Here is an 11,862-nt window from a genome sequence, read left to right on the forward strand (position 1 = left end):
GTTCTTTTCCTTAAATTCGGTAGTTTCGAGGAGGCGGCCTCATTGGGCCGCCTCCTTCGCGATGGCATTAAACGGTGAAGGCATCCTGCAGCAGCTTTTCCTGCTGTTCGGCGTGCATGGACGCGTAACCACAGGCCGGAGCGGCCGAGGCATCACGCCCTGCATACTCGAGCACCAGCGACTTCTTGTGCGCCGCAGCGGCGCGCCGCATGTGGTGCTGGCTGCAGTACCAGGCGCCCTGGTTCATCGGCTCTTCCTGACACCAGACGATGTGCTTGAGGTTCTTGTATGGCGCAAGAATCTCGGCCAGGTCGTCTTCCGGGAACGGATACAGCTGCTCGATACGCACGATGGCAATATCGTCGCGGCCTTCGGCACGGCGCTTTTCCAGCAGGTCGTAGTAGACCTTGCCGCTGCACAGCACCAGACGCTCGACCTTTTTCGGGTCGATGGCATCGATTTCCGGGATAACGGTCTGGAACGAGCCTTCGGCCAGATCTTCCAGGGTCGAAACCGCCAGTTTGTGACGCAGCAGCGACTTGGGCGTCAGCACCACCAGCGGCTTGCGCAGCGGGCGGATGACCTGACGACGCAGCAGGTGATAGATCTGCGCCGGGGTGGTCGGTACCGCGACCTGGATGTTCTGCTCAGCGCACAGCTGCAGGTAACGCTCCAGGCGTGCCGAGGAGTGCTCCGGGCCCTGCCCTTCGTAACCGTGCGGCAGCAGCATGGTCAGGCCGCACAGGCGACCCCACTTGGTCTCGCCGCTGGAAATGAACTGGTCGAACACTACCTGGGCACCGTTGGCGAAGTCGCCGAACTGGGCTTCCCAGATCACCAGCGCGTTCGGCGTGGTGGTGGCGTAGCCGTATTCGAAGGCCAGTACGGCCTCTTCCGAGAGGAAGGAGTCGTACAGGTCGAAGCGCGGCTGACCTTCGTAAAGGTGCTGCAGCGGCAGGTAGGCCGAGCCGTCCTTCTGGTTATGCAGTTGCGCATGGCGGTGCGAGAAGGTGCCGCGGCCCACGTCCTGACCGGTGATACGAATCGGATGACCTTCGACCAGCAGGGTCGCGTAGGCCATGGTCTCGGCATAGCCCCAGTTCAGCGGCAAGCCACCAGCACCCATCTTGGCGCGATCTTCGTAGATCTTGCCAACCTGGCGCTGAACCACGAAACCGTCGGGCGTCTGCAACAGCTTGTTGGACAGCTCCTGCAGGGTCTTGAGGTCGAAGCGCGTGTCGTGACGTGCGGTCCAGGCATGGCCCAGGTACGGACGCCAGTCGACGAACAGCTCCTTGTTCGGCTCCTTGACCAGGCTCTTGACCACGTGCTGACCGTTGTCCAGCGCCGTGCGGTACTCGTCGACCGGAGCCTGTACGGCTTCGGCGGTCAGGCGACCACCACCGGTCAGGGCATCGGCGTACAGTTCACGGGTGGTGCGCTGCTTGGCGATCTGCTGGTACATCAGCGGCTGGGTGCCACTGGGCTCGTCGGCCTCGTTATGGCCGCGACGGCGGTAGCAGACCAGGTCGATGACCACGTCACGCTTGTACTGCATGCGGTAATCGACAGCCAGTTGCGTGACGAACAGCACGGCTTCCGGATCATCGCCATTCACATGGAAGATCGGCGCCTGGATCATCTTGGCGACGTCGGTGGCGTACTCGGTGGAGCGCGCATCGTCGGCGCGGTTGGTGGTGAAGCCAACCTGGTTGTTGATCACGATGTGGATGGTGCCACCGGTCCTGTAGGCACGGGTCTGCGACATCTGGAAGGTTTCCATGACCACGCCCTGACCGGCGAACGCCGCGTCACCGTGGATGGAAATCGGCAGAACCTTGTCGCCCACCGCATCGTTGCGACGATCCTGGCGAGCACGCACCGAACCCTCGACCACCGGGGAGACGATCTCCAGGTGTGACGGGTTGAATGCCAGCTCCAGGTGGACTTCGCCGCCCTGGGTCATCACGTTCGACGAGAAGCCCTGGTGGTATTTCACGTCACCGGAGCTCAGGCCCTCGACCTTCTTGCCTTCGAACTCGTCGAACAGGTCGCGCGGGTTCTTGCCGAAGGTGTTGACCAGCACGTTGAGACGGCCACGGTGGGCCATGCCGATGACGATTTCCTTGGTGCCGTAGGAGCCGCTGCGCTGGATGATCTCGTCGAGCAGCGGAATCAGGCTCTCGCCACCTTCCAGACCGAAGCGCTTGGTGCCCGGGTACTTGGTGCCCAGGTACTTTTCCAGGCCCTCGGCAGCGGTCAGACGCTCGAGCAGATGGCTCTGCACTTCGGCAGAAATCTGCGGGCGGCCGCGTACGCTTTCCAGGCGCTGCTGGAACCAGCTGCGCTGCTCGGAATCGGTGATGTGAGTGAACTCGGAGCCGATGGTGCGACAATATGTCTGCTGCAAAGCATCGCGGATTTCCCGCAAAGTGGCTTCTTCTTTGCCGATTGCCAGACCACCCGTGCGGAAGGTGGTATCCAGATCCGCGTCGGTAAGGCTGTAATGGCTGATCGACAGGTCAGCAGGAACAGGACGTTGCCACAGCCCAAGCGGATCGAGCTGAGCCGCCTGGTGGCCACGCATGCGGAATGCCTGAATCAACCGCAACACTTCGACCTGCTTCTTCTCGTGCTCGCTGCTCACGGTCCCGGCTGAGGCCGGCTGAGCGCGACGCTGGTTCTTGGCCAGCAACACGAAATGATCACGAATCGTCGAGTGCGATACGTCATTGGCGGTGCTGCCTTCAGACGGCAACTTATCGAAATAAGTGCGCCACTCCTCCGGCACGGCGTTGGGATCGTGCAGGTAGAGCTCGTAGAGCTCCTCCACGTAGGCAGCGTTACCACCGGATAGGTGGGCACTGTCCCACATGCGCTGCATCACGCTTTCTTGCATGCTTGGTCACCCTCGGTAAGGGGACACCACCGGCGAGGACACCGACTGGTTTGCGAAGTCATGTAACAGCGACTTCAACAAGCCACCAATGATCCTGCAGATAGTCCGGGCACCAGCCCGAATGCCCCTGCTGGTCGTCATATTTTTCGTATAAGGGCGTTGACGGCTAGGCCAGCGCCCTGGCGATGCTGCAACACCGACTTTACGTCGGTGCGGCAGGTGTTGCGGGTCAAGCTAAAGAGCGGTGAATCAGGTACCGCTTTGCAGCAGCATGTTGCGCACGTGCCCGATGGCCTTGGTCGGATTCAGGCCCTTAGGGCACACGTTCACGCAGTTCATGATGCCGCGGCAGCGGAACACACTGAATGGATCGTCCAACGACGCCAAACGTTCCGCAGTCTTGGTGTCACGGCTGTCGGCCAGGAAACGGTAGGCCTGCAGCAGAGCGGCCGGGCCCAGGAACTTGTCCGGGTTCCACCAGAACGACGGGCAGCTGGTCGAGCAGCAGGCGCACAGGATGCACTCGTACAGGCCGTCGAGCTTCTCGCGCTCTTCCGGCGACTGCAGACGCTCGATGGCCGGCGCCGGGCTGTCATTCTGCAGGAACGGTTGCACCTTCTCGTACTGCTTGTAGAAGATGCTCATGTCGACCACCAGGTCACGAATCACCGGCAGGCCAGGCAGCGGGCGGATCACCAGCTTGTTGCCCTTGACTACGCTGGAGATCGGCGTGATGCAGGCCAGGCCGTTCTTGCCGCTGATGTTCATGCCGTCGGAACCGCACACGCCTTCACGGCAGGAACGACGGTAGGAAAAGCCTTCGTCCTGCTCTTTGATCAGTGCCAGGATGTCGAGCACCATCAGGTCCTTGCCGTCGATGGTGATGTCGAAGTCCTGCATGAACGGCGCTTTGTCCGCTTCCGGGTTGTAGCGATAAACGCTGACTTTCAAGCTTTTGCCAAGAGACATGGTAGCCACCCTTAATAAGTACGAACTTTGGGTTCAAACGCCGGTACGGTCTTCGGCGAGAAATTGACATCGCGCTTGGCGACTCGTTTCTCACCTGGGAAGTACAGGCTGTGGCACAGCCAGTTGGTGTCGTCACGGTCTTCGAAGTCTTCACGGGCGTGGGCACCGCGGGACTCGGTACGGGTGTCGGCGGCGACGGCAGTGGCTTCGGCAACTTCCAGCAGGTTCTGCAGCTCCAGCGCTTCGATACGCGCGGTGTTGAAGGCCTGGCTCTTGTCGTTGATCTTCACCTTGGCGATGCGCTCACGCAGGTCGGCCAGCTGAGCGATGCCCTTCTTCATGTATTCGCCGGTACGGAATACACCGAAGTAGTTCTGCATGCACTGCTGCAGTTCTTTACGCAGCGGCGCGACTTCTTCACCGCTGCTGCGCTCGTTCACACCAGCCAGACGGCTCAGCGACAGCTCGATATCGGTTTCGCTGGCACCGCGGACTTCCACGCCTTCTTTCAGCGCTTTTTCCAGGTGCAGGCCAGCCGCACGACCGAACACCACCAGGTCGAGCAGCGAGTTGCCGCCCAGACGGTTGGCGCCGTGTACCGATACGCAGGCCACTTCACCGACCGCGAACAGACCTTCGATGATCCTGTCGTTGCCGTTGGCGTCCTGGGTGATGGCCTGACCATGAATGTTGGTGGCAACGCCGCCCATCATGTAGTGGCAGGTCGGAATGACCGGAACAGGCGCAACCACCGGGTCAACGTGGGCGAAGGTCTTGGACAGTTCGCAGATGCCCGGCAGACGGCTGTGCAGCACTTCTTCACCGAGGTGGTCGAGCTTCAGCAGTACGTGGTCCTTGTCAGGGCCACAGCCGTTGCCGGCGATGACTTCCTTGACCATGGAACGGGCCACCACGTCGCGACCGGCAAGGTCCTTGGCGTTGGGTGCATAACGCTCCATGAAACGCTCGCCATGGGCGTTGATCAGGTAACCACCCTCGCCACGGCAGCCTTCGGTAACCAGTACACCGGCGCCGGCGATACCGGTCGGGTGGAACTGCCACATCTCGATGTCCTGTACCGGCACACCAGCACGCAGCGCCATGCCGATGCCGTCACCGGTATTGATCAGGGCGTTGGTGGTGGAAGCGTAGATACGGCCAGCACCGCCAGTGGCGAGAACCACGGCCTTGGAGCGGATGTAGACGGTTTCGCCGGTCTCGATGCAGATGGCGATGACGCCAACGATGGCGCCGTCCTGGTTCTTCACCAGATCGACCGCGTACCACTCGTTGAGGAACGAGGTGCCGGCTTTCAGGTTGGCCTGGTACAGGGTGTGCAGCAGTGCGTGACCGGTACGGTCGGCAGCGGCGCAGGTACGGGCAGCCTGAGTCGGGTTATCCGGGCCCTTGGACTGGCCACCGAACGGACGCTGATAGATGCGGCCCTGCTCGGTACGGGAGAACGGCAGGCCCATGTGTTCGAGCTCGAACACCGCTTCCGGGCCGACGGAACACATGTATTCGATCGCGTCCTGGTCACCGATATAGTCGGAGCCCTTGACGGTGTCGTACATGTGCCAGCGCCAGTCGTCGTTCGGGTCGTTCGAGGCGATGGCGCAGGTGATGCCACCCTGGGCCGATACGGTGTGCGAACGGGTCGGGAAGACCTTGGTGACCACTGCTGTCTTGTGACCGCCTTGCGCCAACTGCAGGGCAGCGCGCATACCGGCACCACCACCACCCACGATGATGGCGTCATAGGAAAGAGTACGAATGCTAGTCATGAATCAGAAACCCCAAAGAATCTGCACGCCCCAGACGAAGAACACGAACATGGCGATGCCACACGTGGCCTGGAACAGAAAACGCACAACGGTGGCCCACTTACCCAGCGCGGTTTGCGTCAGATAGTCCGTGGAAATCGTCCACATGCCGACCCAGGCGTGGATACCCAGCGCGACGAGGGTCAGCAGACTGAAGATGCGCATTGCATTATTGGAGAACAGACCGTGCCACTCGGCGTAGCCCATGCCTGGATTCAGGACGATGTAGCCCAGCAGAAACAGCACATAAGCCGCGAGAACGACCGCAGAAACGCGCTGTGCCATCCAGTCATAGAGGCCCGAACGCGAGAAATTCGTGACATTAGTTACCATATCCACACCCCCAGCAGCACGATCAGGATCGCCGACACGACGAGAACGATTTTGGAGCCCAGCTTGCCGCCTTCCAGCGTCTCACCGACTCCAGCATCCATGATCAAGTGGCGCACACCGGCCACCAGGTGGTACAGCAGAGCGGACAGTAGTCCCCAGATCACGAACTTGGCCAGCGGACTGGTCAAGCATTCTTTCACCTGAGCGAAGCCCTCTTCCGAAGACAGCGACTTGTCGAGCCCGTACAGCAGCACGGCAATGCCGAGGAAAAGGATCACACCGGATATACGGTGAAGAATGGACGTGTAAGCAGTGACTGGGAGTTTTATCGTCCGAAGGTCTAAGTTTACAGGTCGTTGGCTATTCACGGCTTTATTATCACACTGAGAGCCCCAGCTATCAGGGCTGAGTTGTCGGGAAGCGCACTGGTCAGGTACCCATCACCCAAGGAGTGACAACCACCAGAAACCGGGCTCAAGGCCCATGGCAGTCGGGCGCAGAGTATAGACAGTTAGGTCGCTAATGACAACGCGGATACCTCGACCTAATAGCGATTGCGTCAAGCCTGGAAATGGCGTAATAGGGCGCGCCCTTTTGTCGCAGTCAGGGTGCTCAAACCCTTCTATTGCCTGGGTTTTCGCAAATTGACTTTCAGATTCATCACACTATAGTGATGCGGGCCCTGCGTGGGGGGCCGACTGATGATTCCAAGCATAACTAGGAGGCCACACATGGCTGACAAAAAAGCGCAGTTGATCATCGAGGGCGCAGCCCCCGTCGAGCTGCCCGTTTTATCCGGCACCGTTGGCCCAGATGTGATCGACGTGCGGAGCCTGACTGCCACGGGCAACTTCACCTTCGACCCCGGTTTCATGTCGACCGCCTCATGCGAGTCGAAGATCACCTACATTGATGGTGACAAGGGCGTACTGCTGCACCGCGGCTACCCCATCGAGCAGCTGGCCGAGAAAGCCGACTACCTGGAGACCTGCTACCTGCTGCTCAACGGCGAACTGCCGAATGAAGAGCAGAAGGCCCAGTTCGTCAGCACCATCAAGAACCACACCATGGTTCACGAACAACTGAAGACCTTCTTCAACGGCTTCCGTCGTGATGCCCACCCGATGGCCATCATGTGTGGTGTGGTCGGCGCCCTCTCCGCCTTCTACCACGACTCCCTGGACATCAAGAACCCGCAGCACCGCGACATTTCCGCGATGCGCCTGGTCGCCAAGATGCCGACCATCGCCGCCATGGTGTACAAGTACTCCAAGGGCGAGCCGATGATGTACCCGCGTAACGACCTGAACTACGCGGAAAACTTCCTGCACATGATGTTCAACACCCCGTGCGAGACCAAGCCGATCAGCCCGGTGCTGGCCAAGGCCATGGATCGCATCTTCATCCTGCATGCCGACCACGAGCAGAACGCTTCCACCTCCACCGTGCGCCTGGCCGGCTCTTCGGGTGCCAACCCGTTCGCCTGTATCGCTGCCGGTATCGCCGCGCTCTGGGGCCCGGCCCACGGTGGTGCCAACGAAGCCGTACTGGCCATGCTGGACGAAATCGGTGACGTGTCGAACATCGACAAGTTCATCGCCAAGGCCAAGGACAAGGACGACCCGTTCAAGCTCATGGGCTTCGGTCACCGCGTCTACAAGAACTTCGACCCACGCGCCCAGGTCATGAAGCAGACCTGCGACGAAGTACTGGCCGAGCTGGGCATCAACGACCCGCAGCTGGAACTGGCGATGAAGCTCGACGAGATCGCCCGTAACGATCCTTACTTCAAGGAACGTAACCTGTATCCGAACGTCGACTTCTACTCGGGCATCATCCTCAAGGCGATCGGTATTCCGACCAGCATGTTCACCGTGATCTTCGCCCTGGCGCGGACCGTCGGCTGGATCTCGCACTGGAAGGAAATGCTCTCCGGCCCGTACAAGATCGGCCGTCCGCGCCAGCTGTACACCGGCCCGACCCAGCGCGACATCAAGCGCTAAGCCGCTCGCACTGCGTCAGCGCAAGCCCATATCCGCGGATATGGGCTTTTTCGTTTCTGTCCCCCTCGCTCAGGCTTTATCATGGCGCCCTGTTTCCACGGCCGGGCCGCTCATGAAATTCGCCATTGCCCTGTTTTCGCCGCCTTCGGCGCCCTCCTCCCGCCGCGCCCTGCGCTTTGCCGAAGCAGCGCTGCACGGTGGCCACGAGATCGTGCGCCTGTTCTTCTACGCCGATGGCGTGCACAGCGCCTCGGCTAACATCGTCAGCCCACAGGATGAAACCGACGTGGCGCGCCAGTGGCGCGAGTTCGTCACCAGCAACGGGCTCGACGCCGTGGTGTGCATCGCTGCCGCCCTGCGGCGTGGCGTGCTGGATGAACAGGAGGCGCGCCGCTACGAGCGCCAGGCGGCCAATCTGCCGGCGCCCTGGGTGCTTTCCGGCTTGGGCCAGTTGCACGAAGCGGCGCAACTGGCTGACCGCCTGATCTGCTTTGGAGGCGACTGAGATGAGCCAATCCCTGCTGATCATCAGCCGCCAGGCGCCGTGGAGCGGCCCGGGTGCCCGTGAGGCGCTGGATATCGCCTTGGCCGGCGGCGCCTTCGAACTGCCTGTCGGCATGCTGTTTCTCGATGACGGCGTGCTGCAGCTGGCGGTCGGGCAAACGCCAGAGGCCGTGCAGCAGAAGGATCTGACCGCCAACCTGCAGGCGCTGCCAATGTTCGGCGTTGAGGCCCTGTATGCCTGCGCCCAGAGCCTGGCGCTGCGCGGTTTGCGCGAAACCTCGCTGGACGTCGAGCGCCTGGATAGCGATGGACTGCGTGCCCTTATCGACCGTTACGACCAGGTGATCACGCTGTGATGAAAACCCTGCACGTACTCTCCAGTTCGCCGTTCAGCGATGACCGGTTGAGCAGTTGCCTGCGCCTACTGGGCAGCGGTGACGGCCTGCTGCTGTGCGGCGACGCCACCTACGCCACCCAGCCTGGCAACAGCCACGCAAAAGCCCTGGCAGCGCTGCAAGGCGTCTCGCTGTATGTCCTCGACGAAGACGTTCAGGCCCGCGGCCTCAAACCTGCCGCAGCCATCGAGCAGATCGACTACCCGAGGTTCGTCGCCCTCGCCTGCGCGTTCAGCAAGGTAAACACCTGGACATGAGCAATCTGATCATCAACGAGCGCAGCATCGAACTGGACAAGGATGGCTACCTGCTCGACCTGCAGGACTGGTCCACCGGCGTGGCCACGGCCCTGGCCGAGCGCGAATCCCTGCAATTGAGCGACGAGCATTGGGAAGTACTCAATCTGCTGCGCGCCTTCTACGACGAGTTCCAGCTGTCGCCGGCCAACCGCCCTTTGATCAAGTACGTCGCCCTCAAACTGGGGCCGGACAAAGGCAACAGCCTGCACCTCAATCGCCTGTTCAACGGCACACCCGCCAAACTCGCCGCCAAGCTGGCGGGCCTGCCCAAGCCGACCAATTGCCTATGAACCTGATCATCCCCGCCGAACACCCATTCGCAGCCTTCGTGCGCATTCTCGGCAAGGGCAAGCGCGGCGCGCGCAACCTGACCCGTGAGGAGGCCCGCGAGGCCATGGGCATGATCCTCGACGAGCAGGTCGAGGATGCCCAGCTCGGCGCCTTTCTGATGCTGCTGCGCCACAAGGAAGAAAGCGCCGAGGAAATGGCCGGCTTTACCGAAGCGGTGCGTGCACGCCTGCCTGCACCGGCAATTCAGGTCGATTTTGACTGGCCGACCTATGCCGGCAAAAAGCGCCACCTGCCCTGGTTCCTGCTCGCCGCCAAGGCGCTGGCGAACAGCGGTCTGCGCATCTTCATGCACGGCGGTGGCGCCCATACCGCCGGGCGCCTGTACAGCGAGCAATTGCTCGGCGAGCTGGATATCGCGCTGTGCCGCAGCTGGGATGAGGTTGCGCAGAGTCTGGATACCGGCAACCTGGCCTTTATGCCGCTGGGCGATTGGATGCCGGCCCTGCAGCGCATGATCGACCTGCGCAACGTGCTGGGCCTGCGCTCGCCGATCCATTCCCTGGCGCGCATTCTCAACCCGTTGGCGGCGCGTTGCGGCCTGCAGAGCATCTTCCACCCCGGCTACCAGGCCGTGCACCGCGAGGCCAGCCAGCTGCTTGGTGACCACGCCATCGTGGTCAAGGGCGACGGCGGCGAGATCGAACTCAACCCGGATGCCGTCTGCCACCTGTACGGTACCGAGCGCGGTGAGAACTGGGATGAAGACTGGCCGATGCTTTCCGAGCGCCGCCACGTCAAGCCCGAGCGTCTCGACCCGACTCACCTGCAAGCCGTATGGCGCGGCGAAGCCGAGGACGCCTACGGCCAGTTGGCGATCATCGCCACCATGGCGCTGGCATTGCGCGGGTTGGGTCTGCAGCGTGAAGCCGCGTTCGCCGAGGCGGAAAAACGCTGGCAGGCGCGCCACCTATCGAGCCAGCCGATTCGTTGAACCCGGTTTTTACGGCTTCTGTCGATAGCTGACTGGGTAGACTCCAGGCATCGACTGAAACGGGAGTAACGGATATGGGCTTACTGATCGAAGGCCAATGGCATGACCAGTGGTACGACACCGGCGCGGGCGGGCGCTTCAAGCGCGAGAACGCCCAACGGCGCAACTGGATCACTGCCGATGGATCCGCTGGGCCCTCTGGTGAAAGCGGCTTCGCCGCCGAAGCCGGGCGCTATCACCTGTACGTGTCGCTGGCCTGCCCCTGGGCGCACCGCACCCTGATCCTGCGCAGCCTCAAGGGCCTCGAGCCGCTGATCGACGTCTCGGTGGTCAGCTGGCTGATGCGCGAGAACGGCTGGACCTTCGACCGCGAGCACGGCTCCAGCGGTGACGCCCTGGACGGCTTCGATTTCCTGCATCAGCGCTATACCCAAGACGACCCGGAGTACACCGGCCGGGTCACCGTGCCGCTGCTGTGGGACAAGAGGCAGCAACGCATCGTCAGCAACGAGTCGGCGGAAATCATCCGCATGTTCAACTCGGCGTTCAACGGTATCACCGGCAACCGTCTGGACTTCTACCCCGAGCCCCTGCGCGGGCAAATCGACGCGCTCAACGAACGCATCTACCCGGCGGTCAACAACGGCGTCTACCGCGCCGGCTTCGCCACCACCCAGGCGGCCTACGAGGAAGCCTTCGATGAACTGTTCGATGAGCTGACGGTACTGGAAACCCGCCTGGGGCAATCACGCTACCTGGCCGGCGAATACCTGACCGAGGCCGACTGGCGGCTGTTCACCACCCTGGTGCGTTTCGATGCCGTGTACCACGGCCACTTCAAGTGCAACCTGCGGCGCATCGCCGATTACCCGAACCTCAGCAACTGGCTGCGCGAGCTGTACCAATGGCCGGGCGTGGCGGCGACCGTGGACCTGTGGCATATCCAGCACCACTACTACGCCAGCCACCAGACCATCAACCCGACCGGCATCGTGCCCAAGGGGCCGGCGCTGGAATTCGATGCGCCCCATGATCGCGAGCGCCTGCCGGGCAAGGGCGTATACCGCCGCGGGTAAGCAAAGCCTGCCGCGCGGGTCGAGCCAAGCGAAACCCGCGCACTTTCTCGGAGCCTGTTCACGACCTCTGTGGCCTGAAGCCGCAGGTACGAGGCAGAAGCAGCCTTTCACTTGTGGGAGGGGCTTTAGCCGCGATTGTGCCTGATCAGGCTTAAAGCGCTCGCGGCTGAAGCGGATCGCCGCCCGGCCCCTCCACAAGGTAGCGACCGGCCGATCTAGCCGCTTAGTTGCCAAAATGAACAGGCTCTCACAACGCACAGAGGGGCCCGAGTTCTGCCT

12 protein-coding genes are annotated in these 11,862 nt (G+C 61.9%); 7 read left to right on the forward strand and 5 right to left on the reverse strand.

The genetic code is table 11. The annotated features are described in order from the left end of the window. Window positions 1-67 precede the first annotated feature (67 nt). The 5 genes from BM154_RS20020 to sdhC form a co-directional block, all read right to left on the reverse strand. The gene (locus BM154_RS20020; protein WP_074888365.1) at window positions 68-2,899 is read right to left on the reverse strand and encodes a 2-oxoglutarate dehydrogenase E1 component; all 2,832 of its coding nucleotides are present in this window, start codon (window positions 2,897-2,899) and stop codon (window positions 68-70) included. A 249-nt stretch (window positions 2,900-3,148) separates the two neighbouring features. Beyond that, window positions 3,149-3,868: a succinate dehydrogenase iron-sulfur subunit gene (locus tag BM154_RS20025; RefSeq protein WP_074888368.1), complete on the reverse strand. Its 720-nt coding sequence runs from the start codon at window positions 3,866-3,868 to the stop codon at window positions 3,149-3,151. Between the two features lie 11 nt (window positions 3,869-3,879). Further along, complete coding sequence (gene sdhA, locus BM154_RS20030) at window positions 3,880-5,652, reverse strand: succinate dehydrogenase flavoprotein subunit (protein WP_074888370.1); 1,773 nt, start codon at window positions 5,650-5,652, stop codon at window positions 3,880-3,882. Window positions 5,653-5,655: 3 nt separating this feature from the next. After that, window positions 5,656-6,024 (reverse strand): succinate dehydrogenase, hydrophobic membrane anchor protein, encoded by a 369-nt coding sequence (gene sdhD, locus BM154_RS20035; protein WP_042553719.1) that lies wholly within the window; start codon window positions 6,022-6,024, stop codon window positions 5,656-5,658. Further along, window positions 6,018-6,392, reverse strand: coding sequence for a succinate dehydrogenase, cytochrome b556 subunit (sdhC, locus tag BM154_RS20040; protein ID WP_074888373.1), 375 nt, complete (start codon window positions 6,390-6,392; stop codon window positions 6,018-6,020). The genes sdhD and sdhC overlap by 7 nt, the downstream gene beginning before the upstream one ends. Before the next feature lie 363 nt (window positions 6,393-6,755). On the opposite strand from sdhC, the gene gltA reads away from it, so the two are divergent. The 7 genes from gltA (at window position 6,756) to BM154_RS20075 (ending at window position 11,583) form a co-directional block, all read left to right on the forward strand. After that, on the forward strand, window positions 6,756-8,027 hold the full coding sequence (gene gltA / locus BM154_RS20045) for a citrate synthase (RefSeq protein WP_070887737.1): 1,272 nt from the start codon (window positions 6,756-6,758) through the stop codon (window positions 8,025-8,027). Window positions 8,028-8,139: 112 nt separating this feature from the next. Next, window positions 8,140-8,532, forward strand: coding sequence for a sulfurtransferase complex subunit TusD (tusD, locus tag BM154_RS20050; protein WP_074888376.1), 393 nt, complete (start codon window positions 8,140-8,142; stop codon window positions 8,530-8,532). Between the two features lies 1 nt (window position 8,533). Next, a complete protein-coding gene (gene tusC, locus BM154_RS20055) occupies window positions 8,534-8,887 on the forward strand; it encodes a sulfurtransferase complex subunit TusC (RefSeq protein ID WP_074888380.1) in 354 nt (117 codons plus the stop codon). Then, window positions 8,887-9,183 carry a sulfurtransferase complex subunit TusB gene (gene tusB / locus BM154_RS20060; protein WP_074888382.1) on the forward strand — a complete coding sequence of 99 codons (297 nt, stop codon included), beginning with the start codon at window positions 8,887-8,889 and terminating at the stop codon, window positions 9,181-9,183. Before tusC ends, tusB begins: the two co-directional genes overlap by 1 nt. Beyond that, a complete protein-coding gene (locus BM154_RS20065) occupies window positions 9,180-9,515 on the forward strand; it encodes a TusE/DsrC/DsvC family sulfur relay protein (RefSeq protein WP_074888385.1) in 336 nt (111 codons plus the stop codon). Before tusB ends, BM154_RS20065 begins: the two co-directional genes overlap by 4 nt. After that, a complete protein-coding gene (locus BM154_RS20070; RefSeq protein ID WP_074888388.1) occupies window positions 9,512-10,507 on the forward strand; it encodes a glycosyl transferase family protein in 996 nt (331 codons plus the stop codon). The genes BM154_RS20065 and BM154_RS20070 overlap by 4 nt, the downstream gene beginning before the upstream one ends. Before the next feature lie 74 nt (window positions 10,508-10,581). After that, entirely contained in the window at window positions 10,582-11,583 is a 1,002-nt protein-coding gene (locus BM154_RS20075) for a glutathione S-transferase family protein (RefSeq protein ID WP_074888390.1), read from the forward strand. The last annotated feature ends 279 nt before the right edge of the window (window positions 11,584-11,862 follow it).

This window comes from Phytopseudomonas argentinensis (assembly GCF_900113905.1).
Classification (GTDB): Bacteria; Pseudomonadota; Gammaproteobacteria; order Pseudomonadales; family Pseudomonadaceae; genus Aquipseudomonas; species Aquipseudomonas argentinensis.